At 43.0% G+C, this 20296-nt stretch carries 16 protein-coding genes; 6 read left to right on the top strand and 10 right to left on the bottom strand.

What is annotated here, in order from left to right; translation table 11 throughout:
* Window positions 1–122 precede the first annotated feature (122 nt).
* Window positions 123–572, top strand: a complete 450-nt coding sequence (locus tag FFR00_RS00730) for a tetratricopeptide repeat protein (protein WP_137671454.1) — start codon at window positions 123–125, stop codon at window positions 570–572.
* A 105-nt stretch (window positions 573–677) separates the two neighbouring features.
* Here the strand turns inward: FFR00_RS00730 and FFR00_RS00725 are convergent, their stop codons facing one another.
* A complete protein-coding gene (locus tag FFR00_RS00725; protein WP_137671453.1) occupies window positions 678–1487 on the bottom strand; it encodes a hypothetical protein in 810 nt (269 codons plus the stop codon).
* Window positions 1488–2888: 1401 nt separating this feature from the next.
* On the opposite strand from FFR00_RS00725, the gene FFR00_RS00720 reads away from it, so the two are divergent.
* Window positions 2889–3764, top strand: coding sequence for a Dyp-type peroxidase (locus FFR00_RS00720; protein ID WP_137671452.1), 876 nt, complete (start codon window positions 2889–2891; stop codon window positions 3762–3764).
* On the opposite strand, the gene FFR00_RS00715 is transcribed toward FFR00_RS00720, so the two are convergent.
* A complete protein-coding gene (locus tag FFR00_RS00715; protein ID WP_137671451.1) occupies window positions 3761–4249 on the bottom strand; it encodes a GNAT family N-acetyltransferase in 489 nt (162 codons plus the stop codon). The genes FFR00_RS00720 and FFR00_RS00715 overlap by 4 nt on opposite strands.
* A gap of 295 nt (window positions 4250–4544) precedes the next feature.
* Here FFR00_RS00715 and FFR00_RS00710 point away from each other — a divergent pair, with 295 nt between their 5' ends.
* The 3 genes from FFR00_RS00710 to FFR00_RS00700 all read left to right on the top strand — a co-directional run bounded on the left by FFR00_RS00710 (window position 4545) and on the right by FFR00_RS00700 (window position 11005).
* Entirely contained in the window at window positions 4545–5471 is a 927-nt protein-coding gene (locus FFR00_RS00710) for a hypothetical protein (protein WP_161985060.1), read from the top strand.
* 291 nt (window positions 5472–5762) lie between these two features.
* Window positions 5763–8891, top strand: a complete 3129-nt coding sequence (locus tag FFR00_RS00705) for a beta-galactosidase (RefSeq protein ID WP_137671449.1) — start codon at window positions 5763–5765, stop codon at window positions 8889–8891.
* Complete coding sequence (locus FFR00_RS00700) at window positions 8888–11005, top strand: alpha-galactosidase (RefSeq protein WP_137671448.1); 2118 nt, start codon at window positions 8888–8890, stop codon at window positions 11003–11005. The genes FFR00_RS00705 and FFR00_RS00700 overlap by 4 nt, the downstream gene beginning before the upstream one ends.
* 13 nt (window positions 11006–11018) lie before the next feature.
* Here the strand turns inward: FFR00_RS00700 and FFR00_RS00695 are convergent, their stop codons facing one another.
* The 5 genes from FFR00_RS00695 to FFR00_RS00675 all read right to left on the bottom strand — a co-directional run bounded on the left by FFR00_RS00695 (window position 11019) and on the right by FFR00_RS00675 (window position 15157).
* Window positions 11019–12017, bottom strand: coding sequence for a hypothetical protein (locus FFR00_RS00695; RefSeq protein ID WP_137671447.1), 999 nt, complete (start codon window positions 12015–12017; stop codon window positions 11019–11021).
* A gap of 115 nt (window positions 12018–12132) precedes the next feature.
* Window positions 12133–12942, bottom strand: coding sequence for a glycoside hydrolase family 11 protein (locus tag FFR00_RS00690; protein WP_137671446.1), 810 nt, complete (start codon window positions 12940–12942; stop codon window positions 12133–12135).
* Window positions 12943–13693: 751 nt separating this feature from the next.
* Window positions 13694–14194, bottom strand: coding sequence for a hypothetical protein (locus FFR00_RS00685; RefSeq protein WP_137671445.1), 501 nt, complete (start codon window positions 14192–14194; stop codon window positions 13694–13696).
* A 51-nt stretch (window positions 14195–14245) separates the two neighbouring features.
* Complete coding sequence (locus FFR00_RS00680) at window positions 14246–14464, bottom strand: helix-turn-helix transcriptional regulator (RefSeq protein ID WP_137671444.1); 219 nt, start codon at window positions 14462–14464, stop codon at window positions 14246–14248.
* A 12-nt stretch (window positions 14465–14476) separates the two neighbouring features.
* A complete protein-coding gene (locus FFR00_RS00675) occupies window positions 14477–15157 on the bottom strand; it encodes a DUF2975 domain-containing protein (protein WP_137671443.1) in 681 nt (226 codons plus the stop codon).
* Window positions 15158–15386: 229 nt separating this feature from the next.
* Between FFR00_RS00675 and FFR00_RS00670 the strand changes: the two genes are divergently transcribed.
* On the top strand, window positions 15387–16019 hold the full coding sequence (locus FFR00_RS00670; RefSeq protein WP_235836129.1) for an HD domain-containing protein: 633 nt from the start codon (window positions 15387–15389) through the stop codon (window positions 16017–16019).
* Window positions 16020–16109: 90 nt separating this feature from the next.
* Here FFR00_RS00670 and FFR00_RS00665 read toward each other — a convergent pair whose 3' ends face one another.
* The 3 genes from FFR00_RS00665 to ppk1 form a co-directional block, all read right to left on the bottom strand.
* A complete protein-coding gene (locus FFR00_RS00665) occupies window positions 16110–16964 on the bottom strand; it encodes a hypothetical protein (RefSeq protein WP_137671441.1) in 855 nt (284 codons plus the stop codon).
* Window positions 16965–17045: 81 nt separating this feature from the next.
* On the bottom strand, window positions 17046–17978 hold the full coding sequence (locus FFR00_RS00660) for a LysR family transcriptional regulator (protein WP_137671440.1): 933 nt from the start codon (window positions 17976–17978) through the stop codon (window positions 17046–17048).
* Window positions 17979–18189: 211 nt separating this feature from the next.
* Window positions 18190–20271, bottom strand: coding sequence for a polyphosphate kinase 1 (gene ppk1 / locus FFR00_RS00655; protein ID WP_137671439.1), 2082 nt, complete (start codon window positions 20269–20271; stop codon window positions 18190–18192).
* Window positions 20272–20296 lie beyond the last annotated feature (25 nt).

Below are 20296 nucleotides of genomic sequence, written 5' to 3'. Positions count from 1 at the left end.
TTGAGACTCGCTTAATTTACAAACCCTCGCCTTGGCGGGGTTTTTTGCGTTTTAGGGAACAACAAACCAATCCATTTGCTAGTGCGTATCGTACTTAATCTTAATAACAGAGGGAGAGCGGTATGATTAGGCAATTAGTGTTCGTGAGTTTATTGATCAGCACCCAAGTGCTAGCAGCGGGTAGTGGGCGCTATGAATCCAGCAGTGATAAATCACCGTTGGCAAAAGTAGAGAAGCTTGTTACGCAGGAAGACTATCGTGCGGCAAGTACTTGGCTACAAAGTTATCTTCAAAGCTCAAAGGGCAGACGCTCAGCAGATGCCTGGAATTTACTGGGGTTTAGTCAGCGTAAGTTAGGCCAATATTCACAAGCCTTGTATGCCTACCAACAGGCCTTGTCGATCAAACCTTCACATCTAGGGGCACTGGAATACTCGGGTGAACTGTATTTGAGTATGCAGCAGCCGCAGCGCGCTCAGCAAAATCTACAACGTTTAGAGCAATATTGTGGGAATTGCGCAGAAAAGTTACAGCTAGAGTTAGTTGTCCGTAAGTTCAGAATGCAGGATTAGGCTGAGGGTTAAAAAGGTTGTGTACTGGTATAATTTGTAGTTGTTTGCCGTATCAAAGCGCTAGCAAACAACTACTTTATACAAAAATCAAAATATGTAGGTGCTTTATTTCTCTATTTTTCGCAATACTATTGTAGATTTTCTAGCATGCTCATATAGGTGGATGTCTAATTTGCTTGGATCTTCATTGAAGGAGATAGATAAAGGGCGTCTGTACTTGTGATATTTTTCTTTGAATAGCTTAGGGTCAGTTGCGTATGAATATGCTGACATTCGTAGCTCGTCGTTGTGCCACTTAAAATTGTTAAACAAGTATGTGAAGTGTGTTGACTCCGTGTTTTCTAGAATATAGTTTCCGTCAATATCTTTGAGGATTTCGATTACCCACTTGTCGTCGTTGAACCATGAATGAGACGACCATTTGCCTAAAAGATGGTCCAATTTTGAATGTGCAGGCAGGATTAGCTGAGGTGTAAATTCCGAAGCATTGAAAGGAGTAAACTTTTTGTATAAATCGCATAATGGTTTGACGTTATTAACTCGGTAGTACGCAAAGTTGTAAGATTTATTACCTAAAGGCATTTCAAGCTCCATCATCCTTTCATTCAAGCTCAATATCTCAAGTTTAAACTCGTTTTTGTCTGACTGGTGATGAATAGTTTTATCGTTATTACTTAATGAATATGTTGATACTTCAGGTTGTTCTTTGTTGTCATTAGCACAGTTAAATGGGTATAGAGTTGATGAACCATCTTTTGAGTATTCTACAACATTAGCAATTCCTCCTTTTAGCGGTAACATAGCCCAGATGCCAATCAGCGATTCCGATACGTTTTTAGGGGTATCTTGCTGTACAGATGCACAGCTAGTTAATGTCAGTCCTAATAGTGCAGCCGTTAAGGTCGATCTCACCATCTATTAAAATCCTTTTTATTTTAGTGGCTTAAAAGCCACGAACACGAATATTAGTTAATATGACTATTGTCAATTTATCATGTTATCGAGACGTCAGTCGACGTATTAGACTAAATTGTTAGGTTATACACTTGTTTAGGCCTAAGTAGCTTATGTACTTTTTCATTAACGTAAGTCAGCTAAAATCCCTCATTGAAACATATCAAAACTTGTTTGCTTAAGTCTTTGTCCCATATGAAAAGTAACCAATGAGCTTTCTAAAACTATTCAATAATTACAATCTAAAAACCTCCAAGTTGGGAGCTATACTTGATTTTACAGTCATTACCCAAAGCATAACCTAGCGCCTTTAGAGCAATATTGCGGTGACTGTGAAGAAAAATTGCAGCTTACATTAGCAATAAATCGCTATATTGCTGAAAATTAAGGTTTTTGTCGTTAGCTTGAGACAGTCGATGAATAGTTATTTATATGGCCTAGTAAAAATAACTAGCAATAAATCGCTTACCGTTTGCCATGAAACTGCTTTCAACAGCAGATCTAAGTGAGTTTTGTATTTAACTAAATTGTCACTTGAAATGTGATTCCCGTCACATTAAATTAGAGGTGTGACTTGGTTCACACTTAGTTCAAGTCATTAACAATATTAAATACTTAGGAGAACGATTATGTTTGATTACTTTGGTGCACTTTACTCGTCGTATTATTTTACGAAAGCTGATGATTACAACTTTTATTGCGAAACTCGCAAAGATATTCACCGTTAAGCCACTAACTTATAGGTGAGTATATGGTTCTTCATCCGATCATTGGTTCAGCATTGTTAGCTTATGTTCGTTTTGGATGCTTAGAGCAAGGTAAACGACAACAGAGATAAATGTAATGAATCACGATAAACCCAGTGCCTGAATGAGTTCGCTCTTTCAGGCATTTTTTATGTGGGTTCCCAGCTCTCGATGTTCTTCTCCTTTCTGTTAGGTATTTCAGTAAAAACTCTAAAATAAACTTGCAATGTGATGTGTGTCACATTATTATTCGTTTCGTGACTTGGTTCACACTTTTATTTTTATTGGGAGAAACACTATGTTTGATTACTTCGGTTCTTTATATACCACTTACTATTTTACTAAAGCTGCGGGTTACAACAAAGCTACTGATTCTAACAACCTACACCGTTAATCCTCACATTTGAACATGTGGGCTTAGCACTTAGCCTTTCGCTGTAGCGAAAGAGTGATAGTAACCTGAGCGAGAAACACTATGAGTCAAATGCATTAGAATGCCTGATAGCGAAAAGCATCAGGCATTTTTCATTTCATCGTTTTATTTACTTCTTATCAAATTACTTCGGCCAAAAATTACTTATACTGCTTAGCAATGAAAGCTAAATGAGAGTTATTTATGTCGTTGATCCAACCGCTTATTCTTAAGGCTGAACAAAGCCATGCAAGCTTCTTACGTTTCAGCTTAGTTGAGCAGCAATCATTAGCTGCGTGCTTGGCATCTTTAGTTGATACTTATAATGCTGACGACAGTGTTATTGGTTTTGGCGCACCTTTACTTGCCTTAAACAGCAGCAAAATCCCTGGTTTAAAAAGTGCGATTAGCATTGAAGGCGTAAAACGCACCAGCCCAGCCAATCAAGATGATTTATGGCTTAGGGTTAGTGGCAGTGATCCCGGTGAAGTGATGCTAAGAGTACAAGAGTGGCTAGCAGTGTTATGCCCAACATTTAGTGTGAACGAGCAAGTAGAGGGCTTTTGTCACCGTGGCGGTAAAGACTTAACTGGTTATGAAGATGGCACTGAAAACCCTGAAGATAATGCCGCAGCGGTTGTTGCGTTAACGGGTGAGCCTGGTGTTGAGGGATCGTCGATGTTAGCGGTTCAAAAGTGGCAACATCAAATGAAACACTTCAATAGCTTACCGAGTAAGCAACAAGATGACTTAATAGGCCGCAGAAAAAGCGATAACGTAGAGTTTGCAGAGTCTCCGCCGTCTGCACATACTCGTCGTACCGCGCAAGAAAGCTTTAGCCCTGAGGCCTTTATGTTACGCCGAAGCTTGCCATGGGTTAAGCAGCAAGACTGCGGATTAAACTTTGTCTGTTTTGCTAACAGCTTTTACCCTTTTGAAGCGCAGTTAAAACGCATGTTAGGCTGTGAAGATGGCATTGAAGACGGCTTGTTTGAGTTTAGCCGCCCATTAAGCACAGCCTATTACTGGTGCCCACCAGTAGCCGGAGCAAAACTCGATCTTAGTTACTTGCAGTTTTAGTCTTCCTGCTCTGTTTTATATAAGCTCATCCCTCGCGCTTTATAATTAGCCAGCGCGCTGGGGTGGTCTAAATCACAAGTATGTACCCATACTCTGTGGGTTGGCCATTGCCAGGCTGTTTCTATACAGCGGGTTAATAAGCCCCCGCCTAAGCCTTTGCCTAAAAATGCTTTACTTAAACCAAAGTAAGCAATTTCTACGCTGTTATCAGCGTGTTTTTCTAGTTCAAAGTATCCTACAAACTCAGATCCTAGATAGGCGGCATAGGTTTTTAGCTGCTCACCCGAAGTGTAATTTTGCCATTGTTGTTGGCTCCAACTCAGCTTATCTGTCCATTGCCAATGTTTACCTACTTCGGTGTAAAAGGCCAAGCTACTCTCAGCTTGATGCTTCGTCACTTCGCTCACCGTGATTTCTGAGGGAAGGGTCTTGCCCTTTATTTGCGTCGGATCAGTTTGCTCTAAGTAATAAATGGTGGTGCTCATGGTTTACTCGTATTACGTATTTTTCCTGAGTTTAACAACTTGAAAGCGTCTCCTCTAGATGATTGTTAGCCTTAATAAGCTATTGATTTGTAATTGCTTTTGTCAATGTAAAAAGATGTGTACAAACGTCAGTATATTTTACAAGTTGTTAACTTTGACTTTTGAGCAATAAGTCAACTTGTTGATAAGGAATGTGAATAAATTTTTGGCGTGGTTTATGCGTTTAGTTTTTGTTGGATATTTCTCGGTTAGTGCAGTGCTATCACTAGAGCCAGTAAATACTAATGAGGGTTTTATGAGTAAACGATTATTGCCGATTTTGGGTTTTAGCTTGGCCTCATTATTTACCACCATCACTTGGGCAGTACCTGTTTCATCTTTTGTCCCCGGAGGCGTGTGCGATCCATCTCGAGTAACCCTGACTTCCATTATGGAGTCCGGTCAGGCGAATGAGCTGCTTGGTGGCGCAAATCCATCTTATTCAGCAGGTTCTTGTTTGGTGTTTGATGGCAACGATGATAATGCTGAGAATAAACCCAATGTGAATATTGGCCAAAAGAATGATGGACTGCTAAATACTACTTACGGGCTTGGTAACTCCTTATTTTTTATTGAGCCTGATGAGTTACAGAACCTCGATAATAATCCTGTCGATGTGGCTGATGATCCTGGTTGGATCCACTTAGCCAGTGTAAATGAAAACCTAGATGTTGATTACAACCAAGTTGGTCCGGTGGTTAATAGTGGGCTTTCCTTAGACATTGGTGCTTTGCTCAGTATGAGTTTTACTTGTGTGGAAGGGGTTACCGGTGAATGTAAATCGCTAACGTGGCAGATAGAGACAGATCCAAGCATTATTGACCAAGTCTCCCAGATTCTGGGAGGCGCTACCTTTGATCATTTAGCGTTCTCGGTAAAAGCCTCTAATGGCTTCATTCTGTACGATTTCGATTTTATCGATATCTTTGCCCAAGAGTTGAGTGATTTCCCTAATTCAACGCTTAATTTTACTACCCCTTACAAACTGTCTGGTACTCTAAATACAAATGATTTTCTTAACCCTCAAGGGAATAACGCTCAAGGCATTTCGCATTTGAACGTTTGGGCTCGAGATCCTTCAGACCCTGAACCACGTGTATTGGTAACAGAACCGAGCACCTTTGGCATTATCATCTTAGCGATATTTGGTGTTGTTATTACACAATACTCACGTAAGTATTAGTCGCTGCCTTTCCACTATAAACACCTCTCACTGGGGTGTTTTGTTATTTAAAGCCGCCAATTGTTGAGGTTAAAAGCGTAACTGTTGCATATTGATTATCCTCATGTAAACGTTTTCCTTCTTTCGTGATGGTCTTCGCATTATTGCCTCGTTAGGCCTACTAGAATCATCTGTAAATTAGGGACTGCTATTTTTATAAAGCGGCTAAGCTTCAGCTTGATACTGAAATCAAGCCAGCGTTTTTAAAATAGCATTGATTATTTGGCCCTCTGGCCTGAATTGGAGAATAGAATGACGCCTGTAAGCGCCAATTTGCTAGCCCAGCGAGACTGGGAAAACCCCGCAGTAACAGAGCGAAATCGCTTACTGTCTCACGTTCCCCTTCAGTCTTTTTCAAGCGTTCAAGATGCTTTAGCCAACACTTGCCCAAAGCATAGCCTTAGCTTAAACGGTGAGTGGCGTTTTTGTTTGTTGGCACAGCCAGAGCAGCTTAGCGATGAGTTGTTATTGGGGAAGGCCGGGCAATGGCACTCAATAGATGTACCTAGCAACTGGCAATTAAAGGGCTTTGATAAGGCCATTTATACCAATGTCATTTATCCTTTTGCGGTAAACCCGCCGCAGGTACCCAGTGATAACCCAACCGGGGTTTATCGGCGTACTTTTAGTTATCAAGATGATTGGCAACATCAACAAGTACGTTTGCGCTTTGACGGCGTAAATTCGGCCTTTCATGTCTTAGTTAATGGCCAGTTAGTCGGGTATGGCCAAGATAGCCGTTTAGCCAGCGAGTTTGATATTAGCCACTACCTGCATCAAGGAGATAATGAGCTGTGTGTGGTGGTTTACCGTTGGAGCGATGGTAGCTATTTAGAAGATCAAGATATGTGGTGGCTGAGCGGTATTTTCCGCGACGTAAGCATTTACGCCAAGCCTAAATTACATATCGCCGACTTTAGCATTAACACCGATTTAGATGCATGTTACCGCGATGCCCAATTGACGCTAGAAATACACTTGGCGGGTGTGGGTTTAGCCGACATGGAGAAGTGCTATGTCGAGCTGCAGGTATTTGATGGACAGAGTGCTTTATTCGATTCACCGATTAAAGCTGAAACCCATAACAAGGCCATTGACGAAAAAGGCGGTTTTGCCGACCGCATTTTTATAGATCAAACAGTGCATTCCCCCAAACTGTGGAGTGACGAGCAGCCACATTTGTATCAAGCGGTGATTAGCTTGTTTAACGCCAAAGGCGAATTGCTAGACGTTGAACAAAGTGCTCTAGGGTTCCGTTGTATTGAAGTATCTGATGGCTTGCTTAAACTCAATGGCAAAGCCCTGCTGATTCGCGGCGTTAATCGCCATGAGCATGACCCTGAGTTGGGGCATGTAATGACAGAGCAACGGATGTTGCAAGACATTAAGCTACTCAAGCAAAACAACTTTAATGCAGTGCGTACCGCGCATTATCCTAACCACCCTCGCTGGTATGAGTTATGTGATGAATACGGCCTATTGCTGGTGGATGAAAGCAACTTAGAAACCCACGGTATGTTTCCTATGTGTCGCTTGTCAGACGATCCTGAGTGGATGCATGCATATATGCAGCGAGTAACACGCATGGTTGCTCGAGATAAAAATCACCCTTCAATTATTATTTGGTCTCTCGGTAATGAGTCGGGTTATGGCAGCAATCACGACGCTATGTATGGCTGGTTAAGACACGCGGATGCAAGTCGACCTATTCAATATGAAGGCGGCGGCGCAGATACTCCAGCTACCGATATTCTTTGCCCAATGTATGCGCGAGTTGATTGGGATACCGGTGGGGAGGGCATTCCTAAGCGCGCTATTACTGCGCATATCGGTGACCCTAACGAGCGGCGGCCACTAATTCTTTGTGAATATGCCCATGCCATGGGGAATAGCTTAGGCAGTATCGATGAGTATTGGCGAGCCTTTCGTTTACACCCTCGTTTACAAGGCGGGTTTATTTGGGATTGGGTTGATCAAGGAATAACAAAGTATACAGATGCTGGCGACGCATACTGGGCTTACGGTGGGGATTTTGGAGACAAACCCAACGACCGACAGTTTTGCATTAATGGATTAATTTTCCCCGATAGAACGGTGCACCCAAGTTTGGCTGAAATTAAGTATTTGCAGCAGTATTGGCAAATCCATGCGGAAGACTTAGGTTGTGGAGCCTTTCGGATAACCAACGAGTACTTGTTTAGCGATAGCCAAAACGTTTCTTTAGTTTGGCGCATAGAGCAGCAAGGCGAGCTGTTTGACCAAGGCACCCTAGAAATTGATATAGCGGCAGGTGAAAGCCAGCTCTTTCATCTTCCTGCTAAGGCAATGAGTGCACTGGCTAAACAGCGCCACGGAGAGTTCTGGCTGACGTTAGAAGTAAACCTAAGCAGCAAAACTCCATGGGCAGAAGTAGGGCATGTAATGGCTCAGCAACAATTTAAACTGCCAGCCGGTGGTTTATTGGCTAAACCAGCCTTAAGTAAAGCAGCGGTGACGTGCCAGCAAAAAGATCGCCTAATTAGCTTTGTTTGCCCAGAGCAAACAGTGGTTTTTGATTGTGTTTCTGCACAGTGGGTGTCGTGGGTTAAACACGGCAAAGAGCTGTTTACTGCTCCTTTGGCTAATAACTTCTATCGTGCCCCATTAGACAACGATATTGGTGTTAGTGAAGCTAGCCAAATGGATCCTCATTCTTGGATAGCGCGTTGGCAAAACGCGGGTCTGAATCATTTAGAACGTGCGGTTAGTAAGTTTGAGTTCTCACAGTTAAGTAATGGTTGTTGGCAACTTGAGTGCGATAGCGATTTTAGCTTTGAGCATCGTTTGGCTTTTTCTGTGGAACAACGCTTTTTGATTAGCGCTGATAAAGTGGAGTTGAGTACTGCGGTAGATGCAGCGCCTTATCTTCCTCCTTTACCGCGTGTGGGCTTGGAGTTGAGCTTAGACAAACAGTTTAGCCAAGTAAGTTGGTTTGGTTTAGGCCCACATGAGAACTACCGTGATCGTTTGGCCAGCGCGATAGTGAGCCGTTACCAATCGAGCATTGACGACTTACATACGCCGTATATTTTCCCTAGCGAAAATGGCGGGCGCGGCGCGATTCGCCAGCTAGAAATTGAACGTGATGATGGTTTGGCGCTAGCGATTAATTGCCAACCACATTTACAGTTTTCCGCTAGGCGTTACAGCCAGCAGCAACTTAGCCAGGCGACTCATAACTACCAGCTAACAGATAGCGGATCGGTATTTGTGCAACTCGATGTTGCCCATCAAGGCGTTGGGGGGGACGATTCTTGGAGCCCGTCTGTGCACCCTAAGTATCAAGTGAGCGATAGCCATTATCGTTATCAAATAGAGTTTTCGCTGCAAGGATTAAAATGATGAATATTTATCATTTGTACGGTCAAACTAGCAGTGTGTTGCTAAAAGAAACTGACTCTTTGCCAGAAATCGTTTATTGGGGGCGTAAGTTAAGTTTACCTATAGATAGCAACTTACTTGGCGCAATATCAAGACCTTTAGGTGAAGCCAGTTTAGATGAAGATGTAGCACTTACTGTATGCCCAGAAGCGAGTGACGGGTGGTTCTCTAGCCCTGGTTTAGAAGGCAACAGGGCTGGCAAAGACTGGTGTCCTCGCTTTAGTGCTAAGTGTGTGTTGTCGGGACATTCTTCGTTATTGATAACTGCGCAAGATAAACAGGCTCAGCTGGCCTTGGAAATTACGCTGCACTTAGATGAGAGTAGCGACGTACTCAGTATGCAATCAAGCGTGACAAATTTAGGTGAACTTGATTACAGCCTGCAGCGCTTAGCCTTAACCTTGCCGTTAACGGCGCAAAGTAATGAGTTGTTGTCTTTACATGGGCGTTGGACCAAAGAGTTTCAGCAGCATCGCCAGCCGTTAGAGCGCGGCATTATTGCACAAGAGAATCGTCGCGGCCGTACGTCACATCAGTATTTCCCTGGCGCGGTGATTGGCGAGAAAGGCTTTAATCAGCAGCAAGGCGAAGTGTACGGATTTCATTTAGCTTGGAGCGGTAATCACAAAATTCAAAGCGGGGTTAAAACCGATGGTCGGCGCTGGCTACAAGCAGAAGAGCTTCTGCTAAGTGGTGAAATATCGTTAGCGAAAGGGCAGCGCTATCAAACGCCCAGTTTGTATGCGTGTTATTCGGCCAATGGCCTTAATCAAATGAGTGCTAATTTTCACAAGTTTGTGCGTGCGCATATCTTACGCTTCCCACAAGCCAATAAACCGCGTCCGGTGCACCTTAATACTTGGGAAGGGATCTATTTTGACCACGATCCAAGCTACATCAAAAAGATGGCCAGCTTAGCCGCCGATATCGGCGTAGAACGGTTTATTATCGATGATGGCTGGTTTCCGGGGCGAGACCACGACAAAGCCGGTTTGGGCGATTGGTACTTAGATACTAAAAAATACCCCAATGGCCTAGAAGAAGTCATCGATCATGTTCAGCAACTGGGTATGGAGTTTGGATTATGGTTTGAGCCGGAAATGGTCAACCCAGACTCAGAGTTACATCGCAATCATCCTGAATGGGTGCTGGGTCAAACAGGCTACGAACAGAAAACTGGGCGCTACCAATACGTATTAGATTTACAGAATACCGAGGTATTCGACTACTTGCTGGAGCGACTCGATAGCTTACTTAGCCAGTATGCTATTTCATACATCAAATGGGACATGAACCGAGAACTGGTGCAGCCTAGCCATTTAGGAGAAGCGGCGGTACACCGCCAAACTAAGGCTTTTTACGCCTTGGTGGATGAGTTAGCTAAACGCCATCCTCAGCTAGAAATTGAAAGCTGTTCTTCGGGAGGAGGGCGCATCGACTATGAAGTGCTTAAACGCAGTCACCGTTTTTGGTTATCGGACAGTAACGATGCTTTAGAGCGACAGATTATGCAGCCGGCGATGTTGTACTTTTTCCCTCCTGAAGTGATGGGTTCCCATATTGGTCCAGCGCATAGCCATACTACATACCGACAGCACAGCATTGGTTTTAGAGGATTGACTGCGCTAGTTGGCCACATGGGAGTGGAGCTTGACCCTGTAGCTGTAGATGCTGAGCAACGTGAGCAGTTCGCTCACTATATCGCTTTACATAAGTCGCTACGGCCTTTGTTACACAGCGGGACTTTTTTACAGCTGGCTGCAAGCGATAGCTCTTGGCAAGCCTATGGGGTGCAAGATCAGCAGCAAGGAGAGGGCGTTTATTGGGTTGTGCAACTCACTATGCCGGATTACACTTTGCCGGGAGCGTTGAGGTTTACTGGGTTGGATCCGCAAGCGATGTATTCACTTGAGGTTCTAGATAAACCTGATTTTAAACACATTATGAAACAGTTTCCCACTTGGATGGAGAGCAATGCCGCTTACCGTGGCGATACCTTGATGAAGCTAGGCATTCAACTGCCGATTATGGATCCTGAAAGCGCCATGCTGCTTAAACTCAGCCAGCAAGCTTGAGTTAGTGCTTGGCTTAATGGTTCTGCAGTTGAGTGTATTCTTGCTGGCTAAGTGCAAAATTGTTTAATAAAGTGTATTGCGCTTCGCCGCTTAGTGGATGTTGTTGATTAAATGCAATATCGAGTAGCAGGGTTTTTAAAGGCTCTGCTGCAGGAATACTGCCACTGTTAATGCTGTCAAATACGGCTTCTTTCAGCATGTTTGAGTCACCCTCTAGCATGTTACTGGCAATTTCACTTCGTTGTTCACTAGCACTAAAGCGCATCAGCTGTGAGAGTAGCATCTCGGCCTCATCCCCTTCAGTGTCAAACACCTTATTTTCAAGCTCGCGGGTAAGTATGTCCCGGTCAGCCTGGCTGAGTTGATAAGGTTGAATTAAGTTAAGTGCTTCAACACTACTGTAGTTATCAGAGTGATTTATCACCGCCATATCTATCAAGCTATTAATTAACTGCTCCGATTGAATATTCGTTGAGGTGCTGGCCAGTATCGCAATGAATTTTTGTTGAGATTGCGGATCAGTTTGCATCGCATAGTGTTCAGCCAATTCAAATAAGGCGGCATCACTTTGCGGGTTCGATGCGCCTTTAATGGCTGATATCAGCAAGTTGAATTCAGGGTCTTCAATACTTAGGTTCTCAAGTTGACTAATCGTGTCATCTAAACTGTTGGGGTCGTTGCGTAGCGAGTGTTTAAGTGCATCAAAGCGCTGGGCTGACTTATTCTCTGTTTGCTCTTGATGACTCTTTTCAAGCGCTTGTTTATTGGTAGGTGTAGCAACAATAGGATTGTTGGTATGGCCTGTTTGCATATTTGAGGAGATGCCATTATCCGATGGATAAAGAGTGCTGCTTGTATCGCGTCTGGAATTTGTCGTTTCTTGTGCTAAGACACTTTGCATGGCGCTAGTTTGATGGCGACTATCGACAGCTGTTGGATGATAAACAGCTGCAACCAGGTAGCCAGCAATAAAGCATGCACCAAAAGACAGTGCCAAACGTAGGTTTTTCATTGTGCTCTCCAAGCAGGCCAAGTTGCAGTGCTTACTTAATTGCCAGCATCTTACAGTCATTCAAATGGAAGAGACTAAGCTGGAATAAGCTACTTAGTCTCTGCGCAATTAAGCTTTAGCGTAACCAAAGCGATAAATCTACCGCGCCTTTGTGATTAAGGTTAGCATCGCCAAAAACCTCAATGGCTAGGATTTGGTAGCCATTGGTGATTCCGTTGGTTTTAAAGCCTAAATCTGAGTTGTCCCAGCGGTTTGCATGTGGGCCAAAATCCAGTTCTTGGTTGCTTCCTGTGGAAGTAGGGGAGCGACGAACACTCCAATATTGTTTGAATTGTCGGCTATCACCGTTGCCACAATATTGAGCGCCGTTACGGTCAACCAAATATACGTCGTAGGTGGCTCCGTTGGCATTTACGGTGCCTTTACTTATCGCAGGTGCTCCTGCATTTTCGTCCCAAGGCACAAACTTACCAGGGCCCTTCCAGCTGTCTACTACATAGTACTCTTGGGAGTTACTGCCGCTGCAAGACCAACCATAAAGTGCGACTAAGGCTTTTTGAATATTTGAGTTGCTGGTGAGCTCGCCAACGTTGTAACCAATTTTTCTGTAACGTGCACCATTTTCCCAACCTAGGCCGCCAATGGCGTCTTCGCCCCAAGATTTGGCCATGTTCCATTCAGCTCGATAATGACGTCCCGCATCATTATAAAAACCGATTTTCACATCACAGCTTTTAATGTTGTTTTGGCTAAGTTCAAACCACGAATAAAAGTGGCCTCGATAGGTGCCTGAGCCGTAACCATTGTCTGAGTCGGCTGCGGGGTCACAAATCGTTTTACCAATACTGGCTGCTAAGGTTGTATTCGGGGTGAGTGAAAGTAATGAGCCAAATGCTAATGATAAGGCTAGAAGTGGAGTTTTCATTTGGGTGTTCCTATTCCGTTTAGGTTACCAACGAACTAGTCAGAGAATGCGTTTCATAAGACCATACAACTCGTTAAATGCTATGTTTAATTATTTGAATTTGTGTACGTTTTTTGTACGGACATAGTATTGGCTTGGTAAGATTTCTAGGTCAAACCCAAAAATTAAAAGACAAGGGCGCATCATACTAAGCGATGAAATTTTGCCGTTTACAAAAAAACGAAATTGACTAGTGATAAAAAATGAACGAAATGATCTATTGTTTTATCGTACTATTTAATCGCAGAGGGGGGGAGCCCAGCCTGTAAGCCAGCTAGCTACAGCAAGGTAGCAACAAAGCATGCCTTACCATGAGCTTTACCGACTAAGACTAAAGCAACAAGCTTGATAGGCTGGGGCAAGTTCGCCCCATTTATTCCCTTTATAGTTAGCTGCTGCTTTCATGAACATTTGAAGCGCCGCATCTTTCTATTGTTAGCGGGTTTATTGTGGTAACAGTTGCAATAAGAAATTTTGCTTCCCTATTGCCTTAGGCCTCAACTTCTTTTGTCAGAGAAAAACTCATAACGCTGCTACTCATTGTTAAGACTGAAAATGATATTCGTGAATTAGAGACTGCTGTAACCAGCATAAGAGGTTTAGAAGCTAAACCTTAAAGCGAAGGAGTGTTACACAAAACATTAAGTATTTAGTGAGTAAAAAAAGGGTGCGCCATAGCGCACCAAAAAAGAAAGTGGTATTCGGAATAAAATTAGTTAATTGAGGCTAAAATAGCATCAAGTTTGGCGTACTTCTCAAAGATTTTTTGTTCCTCCGCTTCATTATAAGTATTACTCAATAAGGCTATTTCACTATGCTGAATGTCTCGCCATAGCTTCAAGGCTTGTAACTGTTCTTCGCTGGTTAAACTTTCCAGTACATTCACTTTAACAAGGTCGGTTTTAGTCTCGTAGAACAGTTGGTCTAGGCGCTGATAAAGAACGCTGAAGCTGATTTCAGCTTTCACATTATCGTCCAGTTCGCTGCCATCTAGTTGGTACTCTAACGCTAGCATTTGCTCACGCCATTCTAGCGCTTGAGATTGTTGGTCTAGCGGTAAACGTGAGATAGAAGCGTCGTAATCAACCACTATAAAGGGGTCATTAAATGGCTCGAAGTCTTTGATGGCCTCGGCTTGCGCGCCACTGAGGTATAGCGCTAAAGCGAGCAATGGCGCGAGTAACCTCAAGTTTTGTTTAAGTCGGTATTTCATGCTAAATTCCTTAATGACTTAGTATTTCATGCTTATGTCAAACCAGCCGGTTTAGGGTGCATCCTGATCCGGTTGGTACTCTAGCAAATCACCAGGTTGGCATTCTAAAACCTGACAAATCGCATTTAGGGTTGAAAAGCGGATCGCTTTAGCGCGGCCAGTTTTCAAAATAGATAAATTCTGTATTGATATTCCTACTGCTTCAGACAATTCATTTAAGCGCATTTTTCGTTTAGCTAGCATCACATCTAAGTTGATTACTATTGTCATGAACCGCTCCCACTAAATAGTTGCATCTACATCAGCTTGAATTTGCACGCCCAAGTGCATTACGTGAGCAATTACAATCATAAACAAGCCTGCTAATAACAGTGGAAAGTCGAGAGAGATATACTCCATGTTTGTCCATTCATGTGGAGGAGGGATTAAGCCAAACATATCTCCCATAGGTGGACCATTAAACGGGCGGTTCATCTCCATTTCAAAGGGGATCATGATGTGTTCAATAATGTAATTAGCTACACCATTCACCACAAATAGCGCTACTAAGGTCCAGCCTATACAACGAAAATGGCTAGTGGTTTCTAGAGTAAATACCTCACAAAGACTATATGCCTTAAATAATCGGTCGATTTCCCAGACTAAAGATGCCATGAGTAAAGACGTAGTGAAGAAGATGGCCACCGAGCTAATTCTCATAGAAATAGGCAAGGGCTCGGGGTGTAAAAATGGTGCATCTGGCGGTAGGAGTAACAGGTCGTCAAAGGGCAATTCTGGTGGGCCAAACACCATTTCAACCAAGTTGTAAAAGCTATATACCCAAGGGCTGTGGCGCATTGGCTCAATATCTAAGCCTAACTCGCTAGGAAAGCCGATTAAACACACCAAGATTAGTGCTACTAAGCCCCATAAGAAGATCCGCATTCTTTTACCTACGGCACTAATAGCCTCAATGGACTGCATTGTCTATGTTCTCCCTACTAGACGAATCTCTACGATAAACAATGTTTATTTATCGTTTATCATTAAATAATGAATGATAAAATTCTCAAAGTAAATACTTATAAGAGAGGTTTTTTTAGGTAAACTTAAGCTTTGCTGATAGCGATTTTGCTTTTGACAGGCTGGTCTCATTTAGTTAGCGTTAGCACTTATTACATCCATCGGTAGCCCCATCTAAATGAACTCAATTGTGACTAATCAATTAGAAGCGAAATGCCTTGCCTTTTTACAGCTGCAAGCCTGTGCTGATGCTGCCCATAAACTTGATCATATTATGCGAGTTGTTGGCTTAGCGACGTTGTTTTGTCAGCAAGAAGACGCAAAGTTGGCGGTGGTTTTACCCGCGGCCTACTTGCATGACTGCGTGACGCTAGCTAAAAACCACCTGCAGCGTGCTAATGCCTCAATGCTTGCTGCAGATAAAGCAGTAGCGTTCTTGACTGATATAGATTATCCCGCCGATTATTTGGCCGACATTCATCATGCTATTGTGGCGCATAGTTATAGTGGGCAAGTTAAGCCGCAAACCTTGGAAGCGAAAATTGTTCAAGATGCCGATCGCTTAGATGCTTTAGGCGCTATTGGCATTAGTCGCTGTATTCAGGTTGGCAGTGGATTAGGAAGAGATTTGTATCACGCCAATGATCCCTTGTGTGAGCAACGCACTCCCAATGACACGCTGTATACCATCGACCATTTCTTTACTAAATTATTGTTAATTCAGGATACGGTGCACACCGACGCCGCTAAGAAAGAGGCCAAAATACGCACTCAGTTTATGCAGCGCTTCTTAACTCAGCTAAAAAGTGAGTTATCGTTTTAGTTCAGCCATTCACTTTGATGTTGGGGGGCTTAGACTGCTGTTTAAAAGCGTTGAGTACTAACCATCCTTGGTCAGCTTATTACTGTATATTTAGAAACGGAAATCGAAACCTATCGTTCCAATTGTTTCCTCAGACTTTACACTGCCTTTGTTACTAATCGGGTTGTAGTAAGCACTGTCTACTTCAAGCACGTCGTACTTCACTTCTAAGTAGATGTTTAAGATGTTATCACCTAGATGAGTACGGATACCTTGTAACCACATTAGGTTTACCACATTCATTTCTACGCCATCAAAAGACTTACCCATATTGGCATTAAGCACTGTGTAGTGGGTATTGTTCCAAGGCTGTAATACGTAGAGATTAAGTGAGCTCATATGAGAGTTGTCTGAGCCTAAAAATTTTGCAACGTTGGTTCCGTTTGCGCCGCCAAAGTCTGCAATGCCTTTGCATAAACCATTTTCTAGGTCACCATAATTGCGGCAATTAGAATCAATGCTGTTACCAATACCATCTACATCCCAGTCAACATAAGTGTAGTTGATAGATGGGAAGAACATTGTACCTTCGGCAGTTTTTAGCGGCAGCATGTAACCAGCGGTATACATGTTAGTAAGATCGGTCACGCGATATAAATCGGTATACACGCCACCAAAGCGCGCATCAAAGTGAGCAAGACGAAAGCGGAAGTTGTCACTTTCGGTGTAGTACTCACCTAATAAAGTGGTTTGGGTTGTTTCTGTTCCGCTACCACCGCCAGCAGCGAGTTTAATTTGGCCGTTGTGGTCGGCAGCGATGCCTCCACGCCAATTGCTGTTACGAGGGTCGGCATCGTGAAACTCTTCATCAGCAGTTGGTGCTGCTACTTCTTCAGCGAAGCTTAACGGAGAGAACAGTGCGGTTAAAATCGCCGATGCGATTAGCGTGTTGTTTAGGTTTGTCATAGTAACTACTGGGTTAGCTGTTTGAGTGGCGGCATCTTACAAACAAGCTGTTTTTTGTAAAATACCCAGTAGTGACTTTAACTAATTCGATTTCTGACTTGAGCTAGATATGGAGTTTATTATCGATATAATCCATTCGTTTAGTGGATTATCTTTATTTTGCTGGCGAAGGCAGACTACGATATCTGAGACTCCTTCGGCAAAATCATCCAGGCTTTGCGGCAACGACACGCTGACTAAGCTGGTTTTTTCTGGCAGCATTGAGCGACTTGCCGCTAATATCCCTTCGCTTTGCTCACACGCATTCATCGCTAATAGAAAGTTATCGGTTTTTAGGCTGATTTGCGGCTCCACTTTTAGGTTATTAACTAGCATGTCGAAGTGAGCACGTAAGTCGTTCCAGTTACTGGCATTCCAAATAATTAAAGGCCAATGGAAAATACTGTCTAAAGTCTCTGGAGGAGACGTGGCTAAAGGGTGCTGCGGATTGACGAGCAAGATAAACTCATCTTTAGCGATGACTTTTTGACTGATTGATTTAGGTAAAAAGCGGTTAAAAAAGTTCACACCTAAGCAAGCTCTACCTTGCAGCAACTTCTCTGTACTTGACTCACCCCATTCCTCTAAGCACCAAGTAACATTGGGAGCGGCGTCTGACAGCGCCTTGTATAAACGAGAACCATAAACAGACATGAGAGGACGATTTAAAATAATCACTCGCTCACCTTCTAGTTGTGAAGGGTCAATTTGTTTATCGTTCTGTAAGGCCTGCTGCGCAGCATGTAATAGCCCAGGGATATGCTCTACAATTTTTTCTAAATAGTTGGTGGGCGCTAAACGATTGCCAGAACGTATGAGCAGGCGATCATTTAAAATCTCTCGCGCTTTGGCTAAATGGCGAACCACTTTTGATTGAGAGAGTTGTAAACGTTCAGCCGTTTTATAGGTGTTTTGGGTTTGATGTAAATCAAGCAGTACTTTTAGTGTGCCTAACTCTATTTCATCGAGCCGCATTCTTAATATCTTTTATTATTTGGTGTTTATGTCTGTATTGTAATTCAATGTTGAGATTTAATATTGATTTGGTCGATATTTATGCGGGATTATAGCTAAATCTGAACACTGCTTGGAGGGCTAAGAAAGAGTATTAACATGGATGTGTCGGTAACAAAAAAGCCGACGTTAAGATGGGTCGGCTTAATGTTAGCGCTTTGCTTATTCTACATTACTCATCACTTGTTATTACTCGGCGTGGCTTAGATTCAATGGCTTTTAGGTAATCATGGGTCCAAATTTGCGAGCGAATTTTACGGCGATTACCGCGGCTCACATACAAGTTTTGTTGTTTGCCATCTAATACTCGCGCCTTGGTGGTATCAGCAAACTGCAGCTCTAGTAAGTCGATAACCCGCTGTTTTAATTCTTCATCATAAATAGGTACACCCACTTCAACTCGTTCTTCAATGTTTCGAGTCATCCAGTCGAACGAGGCAATGTAGACCTGATCTTCTCCACTGTGGTGGAAATGAAATACTCGAGGGTGTTCTAAGAAGCGGTCAACAATACTAATAATACGGATATTGTCGCTTACCCCCTCTAAACCTGGCACTAACGAACACATGCCGCGGATCACCATGCGAATTTTTACCCCAGCTTTGCTTGCTGCATACAAACGGGTCACTAAGCCTTTATCAACTAAGTTGTTTACCTTAATGGTAATGGCTGCAGGGTGGCCTAAGTTGGCTTGGTTTATCTCGTAATCAATTAAGCTGAACAAGCGGCGACGAGTATCGTTAGGCGAAACAATTAAGTGCTGGAACTTAAAGCGTCGATAAGGCTGCTGAATAAAACGAAATACGTTTTCTACTTCTTGGCCAATCTCTTGGTTTTTAGTAAATAGCGCAAAATCTGTGTAAATTTTGGCGGTTTTTTCATGGAAGTTACCAGTACCAATATGGCTATAAAATACCCTTTGGTCGCCTTCTTTACGTGTAACAAGCAACAACTTAGAGTGCACTTTTAGCGAGGGCACGCCAAATACTACTTTTACGCCGGCATCGGTGAGCATTTGTGCCCAACCAATGTTTGCGCCTTCATCGAAACGAGCGCGTAATTCAATCACTACGGTGACGCGTTTGCCATTATTGGCGGCGTCAATTAACGAGTTCATTAGGTGAGATTTTTTGGCCACCCGATAAATGTTGATTTTGATGCTGCTGACTTTAGGGTCAAACGAGGCTTGGCGAACAAACTCCGAAATATAACGGAATTTATGGTAAGGGTAATACAGCAAAATATCACGCGCGCTGATAGCGTCAAATACGGTATCAAAGCTATCAAAATCTCGGCAATTTAATGCCGGAATCTTGTTGTTTTCTAGGTACTTCCTGCCCACGTTTGGAAAGCCAATGAAGTCTTTAAAGTTATGATAACGACTGCCGCTTACACTGTGGTCTAGTTTTGAGATGTGCAGCATTTTACTCAAGCGTTTGATCATACTGTTGGGCATTTCTCTGTCGTAAACAAAACGCACCGGTTCTGCTGTTAAACGCTGTTTAATGCCTCCAGACATTTTTTCTAATAAACCTTGGTCTACCTCATCGGTGAGATCGTAGTCTGCATCGCGGGTCATTTTAATTGAGTATGCCGATATGGTGTCGTATTCGTAAAATCCACGCAGTAAATCATCCAAACAAAAACGGATAATATTATCTAAGATGATCATTGTTTTGCGGGTTTTAGAACCATCTGGCGGCAATACTACAAAGCGCGGTAGGGTATCGGTGGGGATCTCAATCAACAAGTGACTTTCTTTGTCCCCTTTTTTAACTTCAACCGCTAAGTAGGTGTACTCATCTTTTAAGAAGCGAACCAAGTCTGTACGTTTAGTAATAACAATGGGTGTGATGTGACGAAGTACTTTGTCTTTAAAGTATTTACGCACCCAGTTTTGATGATTATCACTTAGCTGGTCTTCATTAATCAGGAAGATATTACGGCGCGCTAATGTGAGAATAATTTCTCGGTAGGTCTCATCAAAGTCTTGCTGTAGCTCGGCAAGTTTTGCTTGTACGTCACTAAGTAACTTGATCGAGCCGTCGTCTTTCTGTTTTAACTCATTTAAGATGATTCTGCGTTTTAGTGCTGCCACGCGTACTTTATAAAACTCATCTTGGTTATTAGAAAAAATCCCTAAAAAGCGCACTCGCTCGATGATAGGCACGGAGTGATCTTGGGCTTCTTGCAAAACACGTTGGTTAAACGAAAGCCAACTTAACTCTTTCTCAATATAAAGACTGTCGCTCATTGGTCACCTATATAAAATACTGCTT

It is taken from the genome of Agarivorans sp. Toyoura001 (genome assembly GCF_005405585.1).
Classification (GTDB): domain Bacteria; phylum Pseudomonadota; class Gammaproteobacteria; order Enterobacterales; family Celerinatantimonadaceae; genus Agarivorans.
The sequence above is the reverse complement of the archived record's forward strand: the minus strand, read 5'-3'. Positions and strand labels throughout refer to the sequence as shown.